The 20,429-nt window shown below is 72.8% G+C and carries 15 protein-coding genes; 9 read left to right on the plus strand and 6 right to left on the minus strand.

Going from position 1 to position 20,429, the window contains the following annotated elements; translation table 11 throughout:
• Positions 1-111 precede the first annotated feature (111 nt).
• From ACIP2X_RS10280 to ACIP2X_RS10290, 3 genes are all read left to right on the plus strand, one after another.
• Entirely contained in the window at positions 112-777 is a 666-nt protein-coding gene (locus ACIP2X_RS10280; protein WP_401670058.1) for a CBS domain-containing protein, read from the plus strand.
• Positions 778-912: 135 nt separating this feature from the next.
• Complete coding sequence (locus ACIP2X_RS10285; RefSeq protein ID WP_401670060.1) at positions 913-1,521, plus strand: DJ-1/PfpI family protein; 609 nt, start codon at positions 913-915, stop codon at positions 1,519-1,521.
• 142 nt (positions 1,522-1,663) lie between these two features.
• Positions 1,664-4,054, plus strand: coding sequence for a beta-L-arabinofuranosidase domain-containing protein (locus ACIP2X_RS10290; RefSeq protein WP_401670062.1), 2,391 nt, complete (start codon positions 1,664-1,666; stop codon positions 4,052-4,054).
• A 15-nt stretch (positions 4,055-4,069) separates the two neighbouring features.
• On the opposite strand, the gene ACIP2X_RS10295 is transcribed toward ACIP2X_RS10290, so the two are convergent.
• A complete protein-coding gene (locus ACIP2X_RS10295) occupies positions 4,070-4,852 on the minus strand; it encodes an NIPSNAP family protein (RefSeq protein WP_401670065.1) in 783 nt (260 codons plus the stop codon).
• Positions 4,853-4,986: 134 nt separating this feature from the next.
• Here ACIP2X_RS10295 and ACIP2X_RS10300 point away from each other — a divergent pair, with 134 nt between their 5' ends.
• Positions 4,987-5,964: a helix-turn-helix transcriptional regulator gene (locus ACIP2X_RS10300; RefSeq protein WP_401670067.1), complete on the plus strand. Its 978-nt coding sequence runs from the start codon at positions 4,987-4,989 to the stop codon at positions 5,962-5,964.
• On the opposite strand, the gene ACIP2X_RS10305 is transcribed toward ACIP2X_RS10300, so the two are convergent.
• Entirely contained in the window at positions 5,965-6,744 is a 780-nt protein-coding gene (locus tag ACIP2X_RS10305; protein ID WP_401670070.1) for an SDR family NAD(P)-dependent oxidoreductase, read from the minus strand. It lies immediately after the preceding gene.
• Positions 6,745-6,767: 23 nt separating this feature from the next.
• Complete coding sequence (locus ACIP2X_RS10310; protein ID WP_401670073.1) at positions 6,768-8,948, minus strand: SpoIIE family protein phosphatase; 2,181 nt, start codon at positions 8,946-8,948, stop codon at positions 6,768-6,770.
• Positions 8,949-9,019: 71 nt separating this feature from the next.
• On the opposite strand from ACIP2X_RS10310, the gene ACIP2X_RS10315 reads away from it, so the two are divergent.
• Positions 9,020-10,066 (plus strand): AraC family transcriptional regulator, encoded by a 1,047-nt coding sequence (locus ACIP2X_RS10315; RefSeq protein WP_401670075.1) that lies wholly within the window; start codon positions 9,020-9,022, stop codon positions 10,064-10,066.
• A 527-nt stretch (positions 10,067-10,593) separates the two neighbouring features.
• On the plus strand, positions 10,594-11,904 hold the full coding sequence (locus ACIP2X_RS10320) for an MFS transporter (RefSeq protein ID WP_401670078.1): 1,311 nt from the start codon (positions 10,594-10,596) through the stop codon (positions 11,902-11,904).
• A gap of 9 nt (positions 11,905-11,913) precedes the next feature.
• Here ACIP2X_RS10320 and ACIP2X_RS10325 read toward each other — a convergent pair whose 3' ends face one another.
• The 3 genes from ACIP2X_RS10325 to ACIP2X_RS10335 all read right to left on the minus strand — a co-directional run bounded on the left by ACIP2X_RS10325 (position 11,914) and on the right by ACIP2X_RS10335 (position 14,971).
• On the minus strand, positions 11,914-13,077 hold the full coding sequence (locus ACIP2X_RS10325; protein WP_401670081.1) for a PP2C family protein-serine/threonine phosphatase: 1,164 nt from the start codon (positions 13,075-13,077) through the stop codon (positions 11,914-11,916).
• A 477-nt stretch (positions 13,078-13,554) separates the two neighbouring features.
• On the minus strand, positions 13,555-14,253 hold the full coding sequence (locus tag ACIP2X_RS10330) for a TIGR04222 domain-containing membrane protein (protein ID WP_401670083.1): 699 nt from the start codon (positions 14,251-14,253) through the stop codon (positions 13,555-13,557).
• A 106-nt stretch (positions 14,254-14,359) separates the two neighbouring features.
• Positions 14,360-14,971 carry a MarR family winged helix-turn-helix transcriptional regulator gene (locus tag ACIP2X_RS10335; RefSeq protein WP_401670086.1) on the minus strand — a complete coding sequence of 204 codons (612 nt, stop codon included), beginning with the start codon at positions 14,969-14,971 and terminating at the stop codon, positions 14,360-14,362.
• A 105-nt stretch (positions 14,972-15,076) separates the two neighbouring features.
• Between ACIP2X_RS10335 and ACIP2X_RS10340 the strand changes: the two genes are divergently transcribed.
• The 3 genes from ACIP2X_RS10340 (at position 15,077) to ACIP2X_RS10350 (ending at position 20,375) form a co-directional block, all read left to right on the plus strand.
• Positions 15,077-15,619 (plus strand): carboxymuconolactone decarboxylase family protein, encoded by a 543-nt coding sequence (locus ACIP2X_RS10340; RefSeq protein ID WP_401670089.1) that lies wholly within the window; start codon positions 15,077-15,079, stop codon positions 15,617-15,619.
• 164 nt (positions 15,620-15,783) lie between these two features.
• The gene (locus tag ACIP2X_RS10345; protein WP_401670091.1) at positions 15,784-16,461 is read left to right on the plus strand and encodes a type 1 glutamine amidotransferase; all 678 of its coding nucleotides are present in this window, start codon (positions 15,784-15,786) and stop codon (positions 16,459-16,461) included.
• A 164-nt stretch (positions 16,462-16,625) separates the two neighbouring features.
• Positions 16,626-20,375, plus strand: a complete 3,750-nt coding sequence (locus tag ACIP2X_RS10350; protein WP_401670093.1) for a S8 family serine peptidase — start codon at positions 16,626-16,628, stop codon at positions 20,373-20,375.
• The last annotated feature ends 54 nt before the right edge of the window (positions 20,376-20,429 follow it).

Here is a 20,429-nt window from a genome sequence, read left to right on the forward strand (position 1 = left end):
ACTCGTCGCCGGTGGACGGCGCGTCCGGCACAGTGGAGGTATGCGAGTCGGACGCATCACCCAGGCACCACTGGACGCTTCCCGCGACGGTCGGAAGAAGGACGGGCCCGAATGAACCACCTGCTGGTCCGCGACCTGATGAGCGCCGCCGTCGTGCGCGTGCAGGGCGGCACGCCGTTCAAGGAGATCGCCCATCTGCTGCAGGAGTACGACATCACCGCGGTGCCGGTGGTGGACGACGAGGACCGCCCGGTGGGAGTGGTCTCGGAGGCCGACCTGCTGCACAAGATATGGGGCGGCCACGACGACGACGCGGCGGCGCCGGGCGTCCCCCCGCGGCCGGACAAGGCGCTGGCGACCGACGCCGCGGGGCTGATGACGTCACCCGCCCTGTGCGCGCGTGCGGACTGGAGCGTCGTGGAGGCCGCCCGGGTCATGGCACGGCACGGCATCAAGCGGCTGCTGGTGGTCGACGACGACCGGCGGCTGATCGGCGTGGTGAGCCGCAGCGACCTGCTCCGGGTCTTCCTGCGCAAGGATCAGGCGATCCGTACCGAGATCGTCGAGGAGGTCCTGGTCAAGACGCTGGGACAGGCCCCCTCGGCGGTCCAGGTGGACGTGACGCACGGACACGTCATCCTCACCGGACGGCTCTCACCACAACTGACGGTGCCCGCCCTGGAGGACCTGTGCCGCACGGTCGACGGCGTCGTCGCCGTGGAGTTCCGGCCCCTTCGCGAGCCCGACACCGACCCCGCGGCACCTCTCAGCACCTGACACGCCCGGTCCACAGCGCCGCTCACCACCCGACATGACACTTGCCTTTTGCAAGTGGACCGGTCAAGGTGGGCGGAGAAGGGCCGGGCCCCCAAGGCGGAGAAGCGGGCGAAAGACGCAGGCGAGGGAGTTGTGATGCAGGTAGCGGTGGTCACCTTCGACGGGTTCAACGAGCTCGACAGCTTCATCACCTCCGCCTTGATCAACCGGTGCCGCAAGGACGGCCTGGAGGCCTTCATCACGACTCCCACGCCGGTCGTCACATCGATGAACGGCGTCGAGGTCACCGGGCAGCGCCCGATGGAGTTCCTGCCCGAGGCCGACGTGGTGCTGATCGGCAGCGGCGTCAAGGCGCGGGACGTCGTCGCCGACGACGAGCTGATCTCCCGGCTGCGACTCGACCCCACGCGCCAGCTGGTCGGCGCCCAGTGCAGCGGAGCGCTGGTGCTCGCCCGGCTCGGATTCCTCGAGGACATGCCCGCCTGCACGGACATCAAGACCCGGCCCTTCGTCGAGGCCCGTGGCGTCACCGTGCTGGACACGCCGTTCCACAGCGAGGGCAACATCGCCACGGCGGGCGGGTGCCTGGCCTCGCAGTACCTCGCCACCTGGGTGATCACCCGCACCCTCGGGGAGGACGCCGCGCGCGGTGTCCTCGACTATGTCGCCCCGGTCGGTGAGAACGAGGAGACGGTCGCGCGCGCCCTGCGCGCCGTTCACACGGGCGAGGCCGCACTGCGCTGACACGGCGCCGCCCCGGTCCGCCGTCTGGACGTGACCCCGCTCCAGGTGTTGTCATGTCAGCAACCAATCTTTACAACGATATACAGAGCCTGGAACGACCGTGGCACGCTCCCCTCTCCTCCGCCCGGACAGGAGCTCCCCCATGACCGTCGACCGTCGCGCCTTCCTCACCGCGAGCGCCCTCGCGCTGGGTGCCGTCACGCTCAACGTCCGCCTCGCGCCGACGGCTTCGGCCGCCGCGCCGCTCGCGGCCGAGAACGCCTTCCGCAAGTTGCCGGCCGGCAGCGTCACCGCGCGCGGCTGGCTGGCCGGCCAGCTCCGACTGCTGCTGACCGGCCTCTTCGGCCGCTACGAGCAGCGCTCGCACTTCCTGGACTTCGCGAGCACCGGCTGGGTGAACCCGGACAAGCAGGGCTGGGAGGAAGTCACCTACTGGTTACGCGGATACGTTCCCCTCGCCGTGGCGACCCGGGACGCGGCCGCCCTGGCGAACGCCCGCCGCTGGGTCGACGCCGTCGTGGCCACGCAGGCGGGCGACGGGTTCTTCGGCCCGCGCGCCCTGCGCACCTCGCTGGGCGGCGGTCCCGACTTCTGGCCCTTCCTGCCGCTGCTGATGGCACTGCGCACCTGGGAGGAGTACTCGGGCGACACCAGGATCGTGCCCTTCGTCACCCGATTCCTGCGCTTCATGAACGCGCAGGGCAAGTCGGCGTTCGACTCCAGCTGGGTCTCCTACCGCTGGGGTGACGGGATGGACATCGCGCACTGGCTCCACCGGCGCACGGGAGAGGCGTTCCTGGTGGAGCTCGCCGCCAAGATGCACACCTGGGGCGCCAACTGGACGGGGGCGAGCCCCAGCGCGCACAACGTCAACATCGCCCAGGGTTTTCGTGAACCGGCCCAGTACGCGCAGTTCGACGGCTCCGCCGAACTCACCCGCGCCACGTACCGGGCCTACGAGGACGTGCTGCGCGCCTACGGGCAGTTCCCGGGCGGCGGCTTCGCCGGGGACGAGAACTGCCGGCCGGACTTCGGGGACCCCCGGCAGGGCTTCGAGACCTGCGGCATCGTCGAGTTCATGGCCAGCCACGAACTGCTGACCCGCATCACCGGTGATCCCGTGTGGGCCGACCGGTGCGAGGACCTCGCGTTCAACATGCTGCCGGCCGCGCTCGATCCGCAGGGCAAGGCCGTCCACTACGTCACCAGCGCCAACAGCGTCGACCTCGACAACCGCGCGAAGACCCAGGGGCAGTTCCAGAACGGCTTCGCCATGCAGGCGTTCCAGCCGGGCGTCGACAACTACCGCTGCTGCCCGCACAACTACGGGATGGGCTGGCCCTACTTCACCGAGGAGCTGTGGCTGGGCAGTCCCGACAACGGCCTGGTCGCCGCCATGTACGCGCCCAGCCAGGTGCGCGCCGCGGTCGGGGCGTCGGACACGACCGTCACGCTCACCACGGCGACGGACTACCCCTTCGGCGAGACCGTCACGATCACCGTCGCCACCCCGGCACCCGTGGCCTTCCCGCTGCGGCTGCGGGTGCCCGGCTGGTGCCGCGGCCCGCGTCTCACGGTGAACGGGCAGCGGGTCACCGCACCGGACGGCCCTGCCTTCGCCCTGGTGGACCGGACCTGGCGCGACGGCGACACCGTCACGCTCCAACTGCCCCAGCGCACCACCCTGCGGACCTGGCCCGGCAACCACGGCGCGGTCAGCGTCGACCACGGGCCGCTGACGTACTCGCTGCTGATCGGCGAGCGGTACGTGCGGTATGCCGGCACCGACGCCTTCCCGGAGTACGAGGTGCACGCCACGACCCCGTGGAACTACGGTCTGGCCTCCGACATCCGGGCGACCGTGACGCGTACCGGCGGGCCCGTCCCCGACAACCCGTTCACCCACGAGACGGTGCCCGTGCGGATCACCGCCGACGCCCGCCGGATCCCGGAATGGATCGCCGACGGTGAGAACGTCGTCGCCCCGTTGCAGGACGGCCCGGCCCGCTCGACCGCCGCCGTCGAACGGGTCACCCTCATCCCGATGGGCGCCGCCCGGCTACGGATCACGGCCTTCCCCCTGGCGTCCGCGCAGGGCCGGCCGTGGACCCCCGAACCGCCGTTCCGCCGCATCCAGAACAAACACAGCGGCAAGGTCCTCGCCGTGGACGGCATGTCGCTCGCCGACAGCGCCCGCGTGGTGCAGTTCGCCCACACCGGGACGGCGGATCACGCCTGGCAGTTCGTGGACCGGGGCGAGGGCTGGTTCCTCGTCCGCAACGGGAACAGCGGCAAGGTCCTCGGGGTGGACGGCATGTCCACCGCCGACAGCGCGATCGTCGTCCAGTTCGCGGACAACGGCACCGCCGACCACCTGTGGACCCGCGTCGACAACGGCGACGGCTGGTTCCGGCTGCGCAACAAGCACAGCGGCAAGGTCCTCGGCGTGGACCGGATGTCCACCGCCGACAGTGCCCAGGTGGTGCAGTTCGCGGACAACGGCACCGCCGACCATCTCTGGCGGCTCCTGTGAGCCGTGAACGCGCTGTCAGGTGAGGAGCGAGCGGCCCGTCGGCGCCAGCCTGAGAGTCCGAGGTGGCGCCGTCTGTTCGCGCGCGACGCGCGGCAGGATTTCGTCCTGCGCGCGGGGATGTGCCCGCACGGCGGCGAGGTGCCGCAGGCGGGCGCTCTCGTCCGGGTACGAGGTGATGACCACGGCGACGTTCTCGCCGGTCCGGACCGGCAGCCTGGCGAAGGTGTTGAGTGCGGGCTCCGTGCCGAGGACGGCGAGCGGTGCGGGGCCCGTCTCGCGGATCACGGGCAGGAGACCGTTCCGGAGCAGCGCCACGCCGTCGGGACGTCCGGGACGGAACGACCACACGGTGGCGGCGACGAGTCGCTCCGGCGCGGCCGCGCCGACGGGGGGACGCTCGCCCGGTGGAAGGGCGAGGCCGGAGGGGCCGGGCAGGGGTCGCAGCAGCAGGACGTCGTCCGAATCCACCATGGTGGCGTTGGCCCGCGGGCCGTGCTCGGCCCAGACGGGGCCGCCGTAGAAGGCGGTCAGCGCGTGGTGCCGTGCCGTCATGTCCGCAAAGCCCCGTAGCCAGACGAAGCGGTCCGGGTCGTCGAGATCGCGGAACTGACCGAGGACGAGCATCCCGGCCTCTTCCTGGGTTTCCACGAACTCCTGGTCGAACAGCTCGACGAGTTCGTCGCGCCGGCCGGGACGCAGCGTGTACTGGCGCAGCTCGATCACGGCGGGACCGCCCGCGCCGTGCTGAGGAGGCACGGCAGGGGCAGGGGCGGGCACGGCGGCGTCCTGGGAAGGCACGGCGGGCTCCTGTTCGTCTGTCATCCGGGGGCAGGGGCACGGGAGTTCCCGGGCCTCGTTCGGTGCGGGGCGTGGACAGACGCTAGAGCAGCCGTGTGTCAGGGGCTGTCAGGGTTTTCGGGGAGAATGCGGGCATGTCTGCCGGCCGGCTCGTCTCGGTGCTGTTGTTGCTGCAATCCCGTGGCCGCGTGTCCGCCCGCGGGATCGCCGACGAACTGGGGGTGTCGGTCCGGACCGCCTACCGTGACCTGGCACGTCTGCAGGACGCCGGGATCCCGGTCCGTGCGGAGCCGGGACGCGGAGGCGGCTACCGACTGCTCGACGGGTACCGCACCCGCCTGACCGGGATGAGCCGGGGAGAGGCGCGGGCACTGTTCCTCGCAGGGCTGCCCGGCCCCGCAGCCGATCTGGGGTTCTCGGCGGAGGTGACGGCGGCTCGGCTCAAGCTGCTGGCCGCGCTGCCGGCGGGGCTGCGGGACGAGGCGGCGCGCACCGCGGAGGTGTTCCACCTGGACGCCCCGGCCTGGTACCGGGAGCCCGAACCGACGCCGTATCTGCCGCTGTTCGTCGATGCCGTGCTCTCCGGTCGCGCGGTGGACGTGCGCTACCGCCGTTGGCGCGAGCCGCAGGAGGTGGACCGCCGCCTGCGCCCGTACGGCCTGGTGCTCAAGTCCGGTGTCTGGTACCTCGTGGCCGCGTCGGAGAGGCGGATCGCGACCTACCGCGTCACCCAGGTACTCGACGCGGGGCCGAGCGACGAGCGGTTCGAGCGACCGCGGGACTTCGACCTGGGCGCGCACTGGACCGCGTACCTCGACGAGTTCCGGTCGCGTCGCTTCACCGGCACGGCCACCATCCGCCTGTCCCCCCGAGGACGCCGGCGCCTGCCCGACAACCTTCCCCCGGAGGTGGTGCGGGCGGTCGAGTCCACCGCGACGGCCGCCGGGGACGACGGATGGGTCGAGGCGGTCATCCCGACGGAGAGCACCGAGCACGCCCGCGGCGAGTTGCTGCGCCTCGGTGCCGACGTCGAGGTCGTCGCGCCCGCGGAACTGCGCCGGTGCATGGCCGACGCCGTCGGTGCGCTGGCCGTCGCGTACGGCGTCGCCTGACTACAGCCGGGCGGTCATGCCGCCGTCGATCGTCAGCGCGGCGCCCGTGATGAAGCCGGCTTCGTCGCTCAGCAGGAACGCCGCGAAGGCGGCGACCTCGCAGGGCTGGGCCATCCTCCCGAGGGGGTGCATCGCGATGGCCGCGCGCCAGGCGTCCTGCGGTGCCAGGCCCGGCTGGTCCTGCGCCAGCGATCGCGACAGCGGGGTGTCGACACCGCCGGTGACCAGTGCGTTGATCCGGATGCCGGCGTCGGCCGTCTCCAGCGCCGCCGACCGGCTGAGGCCGATCACGCCGTGCTTGGCGGCGTTGTAGGAAGCCCGCCGAAGTTGCGCGCCGACGCCGCACACGGATGCGTTGTTCACGATCGCGCCGCCGCCGCTGCTCCGGATGGCGGGGATCTCGTGCTTGAGGCCGTAGAAGACGCTGTCGAGGTTCAGCTCCAGGTCCGCCCGCCAGGCCGCGGCCTCGATCCCGGTCAGCGGGCCTTCGGCCGTGGGCGCTCCGACGTTGTTGAAGGCGCCGTCGAGCCTGCCGTAGCGGCGCACCGCTTCCCGGACCAGTTCCGCGACCTCGGATTCGACGGTCACGTCCACGCGTACGAAGGTGGCCTCGCCTCCTACGGTGCGCAGGCCGGACGCGAGTGCCTCACCGGCCTCCTGTCCGCGGGCCGCCAGGACGACCTTCGCGCCCTCGCCCGCCAGGCGGCGCGCCGCCGCGCGCCCTATCCCGGAGGTGGCCCCCGTGACGAGGACGACCTTGTGCGCGAAGCGTCGGGACACGGAACCTCCCAGGGCCGGGTCGGTCAGCCGCCGCAGGGCCGGGTCCTGGCGAGCAGCAGGGTGATGTCGTCGTCGACCGGTCCCTCCGGCGCCAAGGCGTCGACGACCGACACGCACACGTCGTCCAGGGCGTCGTGGCCGGGGCGGGCCAGCACGGTCCTCAGCCGGTGCAGCCCTCGGTCGATGTCGTGGTCGACGCCCTCGACGAGACCGTCGCTGTACAGGGCGAGCGCGGTGCCCTCCTCCAGCGTCACCGCGACGGATGTGAACGAGCCCAGTCCCACCCCGACGGGCGCCCCCGGCGGCACGTCGGCGAAGGCCACCGATCCGTCCGGCGCAATGATCGCGGGCGGCGGGTGGCCGGCACTCGCCATCACGCAGCGCCGCGACGTCGCGTCGTACACCGCGTAGAGACACGTCGCTGCGACCGTCGTCGGTACGGGGGTGCCGTCGTCCCGGTCGCGGGCGAGGTCGACGACGAGTTCGTCGAGGAGCCTGAGGAGTTCGTCGGGCGGCACGTCCAGCTTGCTGAGTGCGCGGACCATGGCGCGCAGCCGCCCCATGGTCACGGCGGCGTCGATGCCGTGTCCGAACACGTCTCCCAGCACCAGTGCCACGCGGCACTCGGACAGCGGGATGACGTCGAACCAGTCGCCGCCGACGCCGCCGTGCGTGTCGGCGGGCAGATAGCGGGAGGCGACCTCGACGGTGCTGCCGCCCGACAGGCGCTGGGGCATCAGATCGCGTTGCATCACGAGTGCCGCGGTGCGCTCGCGCGCGTACCGCAGGGCGTTGTCGAGGCTCAGCGAGACCCGCGTCGCGAGGCCCTCGGCGAGTGCCAGGTCCGCCCTGCTGAAGGGCGCCGGGTTCCGGCTGCGGGCGAGGACGGCGACACCGAGCACGGATCCGCGGGCCCGCAGCGGGACGATCATGAGGGAGTGCATGCCGGCCCGGTCGATGATCCGGGCCCGTTCCGGGTCGCTGTCCAGCCGGCGGCCGGGAGAGCGGTCGAGGACGGGCTCGAAGTGGGACCGTCCGCTGTTCAGCACGGCGGTCAGAGGGGACGCCGGGGGGATGTAGACCGGCGTCCCGGGTGCGGGCAGTGCCGCGCGCAGCGCGTCGTGGACGGAGGCGACGCCGGCGCGGTAGAAGCCCGGGATGCCGGTGCCGGAGGGCTTGAGGTGCTGCAGGGGCTCCCTGCCGAACGGCACCGCCTCGACGAGGTCGACGGTGATGAAGTCGGCCAGCTCGGGCAACGCCGTCTCCGCCAGCTCCTGGCTGGTGACCAGCGGGTCCAGGTCGGTGCCGATGCGGCTCTCCGCCTCGCACAGGAGTTTGTGGCGCCCGCCGTCGTGCTCGGCGCTCACCCGCGTGGCGATGGAGCAGACGCCGAGCGGCCTGCCGTCCGGTCCGTCGAGCGGGACCAGGGAGACGCGGAAGTAGTGGGAGCGGACCTCGGCCGGGTCCGCCAGGACGGGCCACAGTTCGTATCCGAGCAGCGGCACACCGCTGTCGAGGACCTGCGCCATGGCGCGTTCCAGGAACTCGGGGTGCCGGACGTGGACCAGGTCGGTCACGTGGCCGCCCGGCTCGGGGCCGCGGTGGTAGATCTCCTTGTCGTGCACGCTGTCGTTGAACCACACGCAGCGCAGTGCGCGGTCCCAGACGGCCATGCTGAGGGACGAGTCGTGGAACAGCGCGCGCACGGCGGCCGCCCCCGGGCCGGTCCCGTGCGGCGGTGTGCCGGGGACCGTCGTGCGGGCGGCCGGCTCGGCGGTCCGGTTCCACTCCTCGGGCGGGCGGGAACTCGCGCCGGGGCGCGGGGCGGAGGGGTGCGGGAGGGCGGGGTCCGCGCCGGAGTCGACGATGATCGTCCGTGCGGTGACGACGAGCCGGCCCGCGTCCGTGCGGATCTCCACCCGTTTCTCGCCGACGAAGCGTGCGTGCCCCCGGATCACCGTCACCTCGCTCGCGTCGGCGGGGATGTTCAGGGGACGCCGGGCCGGTGGCACGCGTGGTGGTGCGGGCGGCGGGCCGGGCGGCGGACCGGGCGGATCGGGCGGGTCGGGCCGCGGGCTGCCGTCCGTCCGGGGGACCTGTTCGACGAGGACCACTCGGCACCCGGCGGCGCTCATCCGCTCGGCGAGCGCCCTGCCGCCCGGGCTGTTGCCGATGACGAGGAGTTCCACGTGCAAGGTGTCCATGACTTCGACCTTGCCTCCGCCGTCCGGACAGGCCAAGGTTGAAATGTCGCATTTTCTGTCGAGAACGTTTCATGGACGCACTGAGCCGCCTGATCCGGCTGGCGCGCCTGCAGGGCCACATCGACGTCCGATGCCTGCTCGCGGGCCGCTACACCCTGGACAACGACGCGGCCGAGGAGGGCCGGGCCCCCTTCCACCTGCTGCTGAGAGGTGCGTGCGACCTGGAACTCCCCGACCGGGTGATCGAGCTGGTGTCGGGCGACATGGTGCTGCTCCCTCGCGGCACGGCGCACCGGATGCACGTCCGCGGGCGTCGCGCGGCCGTGGGCGTCGAGAGGCGGGAGACGGGGCCGTACGAACTGATCGGCAACGCGACGGCCGAGGACGCGGATCACGCGACGGATGCCGCGCGGGGAGGGGAGGAGGCGCCCGTCGACCTGTTCTGCGGTCACTACCTCTGGGAGCCCGGCCCGGCACAGATCCTGATGGACATGCTTCCCGAGGTGGTCCATGTGCCGCTGGGGGCGACCGCCCGCGTCGATCCCCCATCCGCCGGGCGGCTCGGACCGATCGGTCCGCTCAGCGAGTTCATGCGGGGAGAGGCTCGGCATGCCGACCCGGGTGTCGACGCGATCCTGAACGCCTTGTGCGACGTCCTGCTGACGATGGCCCTGCGCGGCACGCGGGGACTGGGGCAGGCGGTGTGGCTCGCCTCGGCGGAGGAGTCGGTGCGGACCGTGACCGAGGCGGTGCTCCGGGATCCCTCGTACGACTGGAGCATCGAGAAGTTCGCCGCCCTCGGTTCCATGTCCCGGGCGACGTTCATCCGGCACTTCACGCGGGAGACCGGAATGAACCCCGGTGACTTCCTCACGCGGCTGCGCATGCTCCTCGCGGCCGACCTGCTCGCGAACACCGACCGTCCCGTGGGTTCCATCGCCACCGCCGTCGGATACGCCTCGGGTTCCGCCTTCGGCCGCGCCTTCCGGCTGGCGACCGGGAGCGCCCCCGGACAACTGCGCAGCAAGGGGCGGGAGCAGCGGCATCGCGACAGCCGCCTGGCGGGGGAACCGCTCCCGGCGGGAGCAGGGCAACTGCCCGGCCGCGACCGGCGGTGAATCCGCCCGACTCCGTGCTCAGCAGCGCGAACCACGTGGCCGCCTGCGTCTCGCTGATGTTCCTGTCCCGCTCCGCCCGGCGCGCGGGCACGCCACGGCAGGCGCCGGTCCCGCTGCCCCGGTCCGCAGCGACGCGGTCCGCGACGCCCACGACGTCCACCGCTCAGGATCGCGAGCCGTCGCGGATGCGTGATGACCGGGCGTCGCGCCACGGCGCACCGCGCGACTGAGCCCTGCTCGCGTTCGGCCTCGTCCGGGAAGCGCCGGTGCGCCGGCGCTTCCCGGACGCGCGTAAATCCCTTTCGCGCCCGGCCGGCGAACGTTAAAGTCCCGGTGCGGCTGGTCGAACCCCGAGGAGTTGCAGGTGCCCGGTCTTTCGAGCGCGCGTTGACGTCGTAGGCCCCTCGGCCCGTCATCGCGTGCTGCCCCTGATGTCGCGGCACAGCGAGCCTTCTCCTGCCTGAACCGTCGGCGCACCCGCCGGGTGCCCGGTGGCGGGCTTCGTCGTCGCGACCCCGGGAATCCCTGTGCCGACCGCTTCCCGCCCCCGTTCCCCTTCCTCCGGTGACCCCGTCCCGTCCGGACCGTGGCGTGACCGCGACTTCCGCAGACTCTGGCTGGGGCAGACCGCCTCCCAACTCGGCGAGCACACGGCTCTGGTGGTCCTCCCGCTGTTCGCCGTCCTGACGCTCGACGCCGACGGCAACGAGCTGGGCGTCCTGCGCGCCGTGGGTCAGGCGCCGGTACTGCTGCTCTCGCTCCTCGTCGGCGCGTGGGTGGACGGATGGCGCACTCGTACGGTGATGGTGCTGGCGGACGTCGCCCGGACCGTCGCCCTGGCGGCCGCCGCCGTGGCCGGCCTGTGCGGGCGGCTCGGTCTGTCCGCGCTGTTCCTGACCGCCTTCGTCGTCGGGTCCCTCTCCGTGTTCTTCGACGTGGCGTACCAGGCCTTCCTCGTACGGCTGGTGCGACGCGACCAGCTCGTGCGGGGCAACAGCGCGCTGGAAGGCAGCCGGTCCGCGGCTCAGATCGGCGGGCCCGCACTGGGCGGTGCCCTGGTGTCCCTGCTGTCGGCGCCGGTCGCCGCCGCCTCCAGCGCCCTGTTCTTCACGCTGTCGTTCCTGTCGATCCGCCGGATCCGCCGCGTCGAACCGGTCCCCGAACGCCCGGTGCGGCCGTGCGGGATCTGGCGGCGGATCCACCAGGGTCTCCGTTTCGTCGTCGGTGACACCGCGCTGCGGACCGTGTGCCTTGCCTCGGCCGCCTTCCAGTTGTCCTTCGCGGCCGTGATGACCGTCTATCTCCTCTTCCTGCCGCGGGAACTGCACCTGTCCGGCGCCGCCGTCGGCCTGGCGCTCGCTGCGACGGGGCCGGGCGCGCTGCTCGGCTCGGTGCTGGCGGCCCGGCTGCCGCCTCGGTTCGGGTACGGCCCCGTCCTCGTGGCCGCGGCGGCACTCGGCGACGGCGTGTTCCTGTGCGTGCCCGCGCTGCACGGTTCCACCGCGGTGACGGTTGCCGCGCTCCTCGCGATCAGCTTCGTGTTCGGAGCGGGCGGTCAGCTCGTGAACGTGGCGCTCATGGCCGTACGACAGACGGTCACCCCGGACGGGATGCAGGGCCGGGCGACCGCGACGATCACGTGTGTCGGCATGGGGCTGGCCCCGCTCGGCTCCCTGCTCGGCGGGTTCCTCGCCGAGCAATGGGGGTTGCGCGCCAGTCTCCTCGCGGCCGCCGCGGGCATGCTGCTGTCCCCCGTGGTGATCGCTTCGTCCCCGCTGGCCCGCCTGGGACGGACGCTGCCGGCCGCGCCGAGTGCGCCGCCGACGGGTGAGCGATGACGGGCCGCGTCACCGGCCCCGGTCGGCCGGCACCGGGTCCGGGCCCCGCTGCGCCACGACGAGGGCCATGTCGTCCACCAGCCGGCCCCCGGCGTGCTCGCACAGGTCGGCCGTGATGGCCTCGACGAGCGGTCCGGGTTGGTGGTCCGCCCGCTTGGCGACGCGTTCGGCCAGCGGGTAGAAGCTGCCGGCCGGGTCGCGGGCCTCGGTGACCCCGTCGGTGTAGAGGACCAGGCGGTCACCGTCACGGAAGGGGAAGGTGGCCGGGACGTACGAGAGCGGGGACGCCGGTCCGACGGCCAGACCGAGCGGCGGCGCGATCTCCGCCGCCTGCAACGTCGTCACGATGCCGTTCGACCCGCACACCAGCAGGGGCGGCGGATGCCCGCAACTGACCAGATGCAGGACCTGCTCGTCGTCGGGGATGTCCACGAGTACGGCGGTCACGAACCGCTCGGCGAGTTCCGTCGCGGACGAGGAGAACTCGGCCAGTCCCCAGCGGATCGCGTCCTCGACGTAGGAGACCAGCTCCGCCAGCGGGATCTCACGGTGGGCGGCGGCACGGAAGGCTCCCAGCACGATCGCCGTGTCGCTGATCGAGGCGAGTCCCTTGCCGCGGACATCGCCGATGATCAACCTGGTGGATCCCGCGGTGCGGGCGGAGGCGTACAGGTCGCCGCCGACCTGGGTGTCGGCGTCGGCACTGCGGTACTGCGAGGCGAGCCGCAACGGTCCCGCCCGGTCCGGGAGCGGACGCAGCACCACGCGCTGGGCCGTGTCGGACACCGAGCGTGCCCGCCGTAGCGCCTGCTCGTGCCGGTTCCGCAGATGCGCGAACGCCACCAGGATGGCGGAGACGGCGAACAGCGCGCACCACTCGACCACCACGCTCTCACTCGTCAGGGCGTGCCGCTCCAGCCCGGCCGCGGTGAGCGCCAGGAGCGCGGCCAGGCCCACCGCGGCCGTGGCGCGGGGTCCGGCACCGACGGCCGTGACCGCGGTGGCGACGGTGAGCAGGTGGGCCAGGTGGATGTCGGGGGGAAGGAAGGCGTCCGCCACCGGGATGGCCACGATCACCACGAGGGGGCCCAGCAGCCACGGAGGGTGCGGCATCAGCCGCCGCAGGACGCGAAGCAGCGGGGCCGGGGAGGTCGCGGTGGTGGCAGTGCTCACTTCGGTGCTCCAGCGGGGGTCCTGTGCGGTGCGGCTACCGGCGGGGCGCCGCCCCTGACGAGTGGAGTGAACGTGCGTGCGGCAGGACGTGTTCCGCCGGGGTGGGGAGCCGGGGGCGACCGGAACGCCGTGGAGCGCCGAGCTCGGCGGCGGGGCGTCGGAGCGGCACGGGACGGCCGGAACGCCGTGCGCGGGGCCGCTCGGCAACCGCGCACGGACCGCCTCCGTGGGGCACCACCGCGGTCGGAGGAAGGTCTCCGTCGCTGGAGAGCCGGCGCATGTCAGGCGCTCTTCCGTTCACCCAGTCGACGATAACGCGGCATCGCCCGATCTTCGCCGTCGCCGGATTCCTGGGCTTCACGTGGCCATGCCGACGCCCACCTGGCCGCCTCGCCCCCGTGGCGCGCACGCCGTTCCCGCGAACGTCGGCGCCGTTCGGGGGCCAGTCCCGGCGAAGGCGGGCACGTCCCGACGCGCTCAGTCCCCGCCGCCTCCCCCGCCGCCACCGCTCCCGCAGGTGAAGTAGCCTCCGTTGCCGCCGTAGGTGCTTCCACGCGGCGAGTTGCGGAACTGGTCCTTGGCCGTGATCCGGACCCGGTCGGTCAGACCGGCCCGGAAGGCGAAACGCGGCACCAGCACGCGCAGAGCCGGCTCACCGTGCAGGGCCACGGCGAGCAGCTTGTCGTCGTACGACGAGCCGAGTCGGCTCTCCGGCGGCGGGTGCGCCTTCCGCAGCAGCCTCATCCGCTGCCTGGCGGCCCTGGTCGGACCGAGCAGCGGATAGCGCAGCAGCCCCGCCTCCGCGAGGCCGACCCGCACCTCCGCCAGCGCCCAGCGGACATCCACGTGCCGGACCAACTCCCGTATCTCGCACGGCTCGTGCAGGCAGTGGTACACCGCGCTCTCCAGGTACGACGCGCGCACCGCGCCCGTGACGACGGCCGGCTGCCCGCCTTCGGGGTCCGCCGACCCGTCCAGGAACCGGCCCGGTTCGGGGAGCGCGGGCAGGGCGCGGCCCGCCTCGCCCTCGATCGCCCGGAGCGTGCCCGGCGCTCCGGCCTCCACCGCGCCCCGCAGATGCAGGGCCACGACGGCCACGGTGACCGCGGCGCGCGAGCCGCCGGCCAACAGCGCGATCTCGTGCGGCGTCTCCTGGACACTCCCCGTTCCGGTCATGGCACGGCACCCCCTCGGCCGGAGTCCGCCCGCCCCGTACCGGCGCACCCCATGTGCCGGGAGTGTGCCCGCCGACCGGGGTGCTCGAAGCCTCTGCTCGGCCCCGTCAGTGCCCCGATCCGGTGGCGTCCGCGTGATCGGGGCAGTCCAGACGCAGTTCCCCGTCGCCGAAGGCGTTGTCCACGAAGGCGCAGTGATGGGGCCGGTCCGTGCCCGGATGCGCTTGTGGCCGGAAGTGGTCGCAGGTCAGACACATCCGTGACACGGGGATCGCCTTGTGGTCCTGGAGCGACCTGATCATGCTGCTGGCGCCGCGCAACATGGCCGCGAGGTCGTCCGGGGTCAGGGTGTCCATGGCCGTGGCGAACTCGTCGGGCAGGCGGACCAGCCGCTCGGCCTCGGCGCGCCCCGCGTCGGTGAGGGTCAGGAAGACCGCCCGGGCGTCTGCCGGGTCGCGCTGTCGTTCCACGAGCTCCTTCGTGGTGAGCGTCTTGACGGCGTCGCTGATGGTGGGGGCGGTGGAGGCCAGGGTGTGGGTCAGTTCACCGGGACGGCGCGGCCTGGGGTCCCCGGCGAGCAGCGTGAGGATGTCCGCCTGCAGCGGCGAGAGCCGGTACGGGCCGGCGTTGCGATAGCTGCTGATGCGCAGCGCCTGACCGAGCCGCGCGAGGCCCACCATCAGCTGCTCGTGGGGCGGCATGCCCGGCACGTCCGTCATGGACCCTCCTGGAGATCGGTCCTTGCAATTGTAGGCACTGCCAATCTAAGTTGGCAGTGCCAAATAAACGCGTGTGTGCCGCACACTCCGTGAAAGGACACCCCCATGCCCCGACTCTCCGTCGTCGATCCCGCCACCGCCGGCCCCGAGGCCAAGACACTGCTCGCCAAGGTCGACCGGGCGCTCGGCGTGACGCCGAACATGATGCGCGCGATGGCCGTCTCACCCGCCGTGCTCGACGCGTACCTGTCCTTCAGCGGGTCGCTGTCCAAGGGCTCCCTGTCGGGTGCGGCCCGCGAGCAGATCGCGCTGGTCGCCGCCACCGAGAACTCCTGCGAGTACTGCTACGCGGCGCACCACGTGCTCGGCGAGCGGGCAGGCGTGAGCGCCACGGACCTGCGGACCGCGGGCGAGGCCGAGGCGTCCGACCCGAAGACCGCGGCGGCGCTGAAGTTCGCCCGTACGGTGTTGGAGACCCGCGGTTTCGTCGGCGACGAGGACCTCGAAGCGGTCCGCGCCGCGGGTCACGGCGACGGGGAGATCGGCGAGATCGTCGCCAACGTGGCCCTGAACGTGTTCACCAACTACTTCAACTCCGTCGGCCGCACGGAGGTCGACTTCCCGCCGGTCCCCCTGCCCGTCAAGTAGCCGTCCGGCCCTTCAAGCAGTCCCCCTGCCCGTAGAGCAGCGCGGGCGGTCCGGCGACCCCGGACCGAGCGGCACCCGGCCCCCTCACCCCCGTACCGGCCGGGTGCCGCTCCCCCGGCCCCACCCGCCCGACCGAGCTCGCCGCCCCACCCGAGGTGACCCGCATGTCCGACCGTCCGTGGCACGTCCTGCAGCACGTCCCGTTCGAGGGTCCCGCCGGCCTCACCGGCGCCGCCGCCGAGGCCGGCGCGGAGCTGACGGTGCATCACCTGTGGGACGGCGATCCCGTGCCCGGCCTGCGCGGGGCCGGCGGACTCGTGGTCCTCGGAGGGCCGATGAACGCCCTGGACGACCGCCGCCACCCGCACCTCGCCGCCGAACGCCACCTGCTCCGCCGGGCCCTGCGCGAGGGGGTGCCGGTGCTCGGGGTGTGCCTCGGGGCACAACTGCTGGCCGCGGCGGCGGGCGGGCGGGTGTCCCCGGGGCCCGAGCCGGAGATCGGCGCCGGAACGGTCACGCTCGAACCGGCCGCCGAGAACGACCCCCTGCTCCAGGGGCTCGACCGGCGGACGCCGGTCTTCCACTGGCACCAGGACACCTTCACCCTTCCCGTGGGAGCCGTGCTCCTCGCCTCCAGCGACCGGTACCGGCATCAGGCGTTCCGGCTCGGCCCCCGGGCGTGGGGCCTGCAGTTCCACATCGAGGTCGACGCGGCGGCCGTCGAGGGCTTCGCCCACCTGTTGCCGGAGGGCGCCCGCCCCCGCGAAGAGGACATCGCCGCGATCGCCGCCGTCGGCCGCGTCGTCCTGCCCCGGCTGTTCCGCTCCGCCGGGCCTTCCTGAAGCACCACCCGGCCGGGCGGTGCCCGATCTCCCGGCTTCCTCAACTCCCCTGTGTCGCCACCCCATTGCCGTGAGGCTCCCCACGTTCCCGGGTCTTCCCGAGGTGCCGTACGAAGGCATAGATTCCCGTCGACCTGTACACCCATTCAAGTCGAAGGACTCCGTTGGCACACCACTCGTCCGGAAGAGGGCGCCGCCTGCTCGTCGTCGCGGCCGTCCTCCTGGCCACAGCGGCGACCCCGCTCGTGCCCGCCTCCGCGGACATCCCGTCGGCCGCACACTCGGCCGGTCCCTCCATCCCTTCTGACAACGTTGCCACCATCACCCTGGTGACCGGTGACGAGGTCACCGTCACCCCGGGCGCCGGCAGCGGCCCCGGCACCCTCAGCGTCCAAGGCCCGGACGGCGAGCCCGTCGGCGCCCGGGTGCTGACCGTGGGAGGTGACACCTACGTCTATCCCGACTCCGCGCGCGCCTATCTGGCGTCAGGGGCGCTCGACGACCAACTCTTCAACGTCACCCGCCTGATGGAGGAGGGCTACGACGACGACTCCCTCCCCCGACTGCCGCTGATCATCACCTACGGGGGCGGGGACGCATCCGCCTCGGCACTGCGCGGGCGCGCCCGCTCCCTCCCCGCCGATGTCACCGGCGTCCGGCCCCTCACCAGCGTCAACGGCGTGGCTCTCGCCGCCGACCGCGACGACACCGACGGCCTGTGGAAGGCGCTGACCGGTGCCGAGGCGGGCCTCGACGCCACGACTTCCGGCGACGGCGGCGCGCTGCGCGGGGGCGTCGCCAAGGTGTGGCTCGACGGCCGCGCCGAGGCCACCCTCAGCGACTCGGTCGCGCAGATCGGCGCACCCGAGGTGTGGGCCGGCGGGAACACCGGTGCCGGGACCGACGTCGCCGTCCTCGACTCCGGTTACGACCCCGAGCACCCCGACCTGCGGGACGCCGTGGCCGACTCCGTCAGCTTCGTCCCCGGCGAGACGATCGTCGACCGCCACGGCCACGGCACGCACGTCGCCTCCACGATCGCCGGCAGCGGCGCCGCCTCCGACGGCAAGGAGAAGGGTGTCGCGCCCGGCGTGGACCTGCACGTCGGCAAGGTCCTGTCCGACCAGGGCTTCGGCTACGACTCCTGGATCGTGGCGGGCATGGAGTGGGCCGCCAGGGACGCCCACGCCCGGGTCGTCAGCATGAGCCTGGGCAGCAGCGAGAACGCCGACGGCGAGACGGTGCTCGCCCGGGCCGTGAACGAGTTGAGCGCCGAGACCGGCGCCCTGTTCACCATCGCGGCCGGCAACGACGGTCCCGGCGCCCGGACCGTCAGGTCGCCGGGCACCGCCGACGCGGCGCTGACCGTCGGCGCCGTGGACTCCGCCGACGCCATCGCCGACTTCTCCAGCCGGGGCCCCCGCTACGGCGACGACGCCCTCAAGCCCGAGATCACCGCCCCCGGCGTCGACATCCTGGCGGCGAGATCGCACTACATCGGTTCGGGCACCGGCTCCTACATGAGCGCCAGCGGCACGTCCATGGCCACCCCGCACGTGGCCGGTGTCGCCGCGCTCGTCGCCGCCGCCCACCCCGGCTGGACCGGCGAGCAGATCAAGGACGCGCTGATCAGCACCGCGAAACCGACACCGGCCATCGGTGCCGACGACGGCGGCAACGGCCGGGTGAGGGCCGCCTCGGCGACGGCACGGGTCACCGCGACGGGGAAGCTCGACGCGGGTATCCACCCGGCGGGAACCGGCGAGGGCACGGTGAAGTCCAAGGCCACCTTCACCAACACCGGCACCGAGCCCGTCACGCTGGACCTCACCGTGGACGCGGAGGGCGTGCCCGCGGGCGTCTTCACCGTCGCTCCCGGCCGGGTCGAGGTGCCCGCCGGTTCGACCGCCACCGCGACGGTCACCACGGACCTCGGCAAGGCCGGCACCGGACAGCGCTGGACGGGGCACCTGACGGCGTCCAGCGGCGGGACCGCGCTGACCCGCACCCTGCTCGGCGTCAGCACGGGGCAGCGGCACTTCCACGTGCGCACGAAGATCACCGGCCGTTCCGGCGAGCCCACCGACGGAACGCTGACCTTCTACCGCAAGGGCGACGAGTACGCGGGCACCTTCCTCTACGGCGGCGGCGAGTCCGACGAGATCCTGCCCCCGGGCCGCTACACCGTCTACGCCGACTTCCGCGTGGAGGGCACGCACGGTGCGGCGTCCGCGGGATACGCACGCATGATCATCCCTCAGGTCGAGGTGACCGGCCCCACCGATCTCGTGCTGGACGGCACCCGGCTCCGCCGGATCACGCCGGTCACACCCCGGCGGACGGAGACCTTCACACAGCGCCTGGACTACCACCGCGGCTTCCAGGACGGCTCCTCGGTCACCGACAGCACCCTGATCGGCGACGGCTACGACAGCGTCTGGACCGCCCCGACCGCACCCGGCGGTGACGGGAAGCAGTACCTCACCACGCGCTGGCGCAATCAGGAGCCGCTGCTGTCCGTCACCTCTGGCAACCAGGAGTTCGACGACCTCTGGCTCCTGCCCGGTTCCACGAAACTGCCCAAGGGCGATCACGACCTCGACGTCATCCACCCCGGCGCCGGCCTCGGTGCGGACTACGAGGGCGTCGACGCCGCGGGCAGGGCGGCCGTGGTGCGCTGGAACTCCGACGACGAGGACCTCGCGGACGACCAGATCAGGGCCGCGCAGGCCGCGGGCGTCCGGCTTCTGCTGTTCGTCAACGACCTGGACGGCCGCCTGCGTGTGCCCGTCGTCAAGTCGTCCCTCGCGGTCGCCGGGCTCTCCCGCACGGAGGGCGAGAAGCTCATCGCCCGGGTGGACGCCGCCACCACGGGGAGCGTGCCCCTGCGGGCCGTCTCGCGCCCGGACACGTCGTACCTCTACGACCTGGTCCGCACGTGGACCGGCCGTATCCCGGCGGACCTCGTCTACGCCCCGGGCTCCCACCAGTTGGCCCGGGTCGAGACCTCCTTCCGCAACCCCGGCGGACGCGAGGTGTACGAGAACCGTTACGACGTCCACCCCTGGACCACCTACCGTGTCGGCTCGAACAGGCTGAGCACCGCCGGAGCGCACCGCACCGACTACGTCAGCACCGGCGGCGGCTTCTCCTGGACCGAGGAGGCCGAACTCCAGTCCCTCGCCTACAGCGCGTCAGGTCCGGTCACCTACCCGGCGGGCAGGACGACGGACGTCGCATGGTTCGGGCCCGTGGTGCGTCCCCGCATCACCAGCGGTGGCCAACTGCCGGTGCGTACCGGGAACGAGGTCGACATCGCCGTGCCCTCCTGGGGGGACTCCGGCGGCGACCACGCCAACTACGTGCCCTTCGGCAGCGCCGAGACCCAGCAGGAGACCACCCTCTACCAGGGCGACACGGTGATCGCCCAGGGAGCCGGCGGGATCTGGGGAACCCTCCCGGCGAAGAAGGGCACGTACCGGCTGGTGCACACCGCGGACCGCACGGCGACGGAGGCCTTCCCGTACTCGACCGCCACCCGCACCGAGTGGACCTTCACGTCCGCGCCGCCGAGGAGCACGGAGGGTACCGAGCAACTCCCCCTGGTGCAGCTGGACTACGCCGTGCCGACGTCCGACGACGGTAGGGCGGCCCGCGACTCCGCACTGCTCGTCACCCCCGTCCATCTGGAAGGCGGGCCGCACGCGGCCGTGCACACAAAGAAGGTGGAGGTGTCCTACGACGACGGCGCCCACTGGACGACGGCGCGCCTCAGCGGCAAGGGCGACGGCAGGGTGAGCGTGACGCTGCGTGCCCCCGCCGCGGCCCGGTTCCTGACCCTGCGGGTCCACGCGGGTGACAGCCGGGGCAACACCGTCACGCAGACGATCGTTCGCGCGGCCGGCCTCCGGTAGTCCCGGGCACGCGAGCGGCCGCCCGGCGGACCGAGCAGGGTTCGCCGGGCGGCA

This window comes from Streptomyces sp. NPDC089424 (genome assembly GCF_044749345.1).
Classification (GTDB): domain Bacteria; phylum Actinomycetota; class Actinomycetes; order Streptomycetales; family Streptomycetaceae; genus Streptomyces.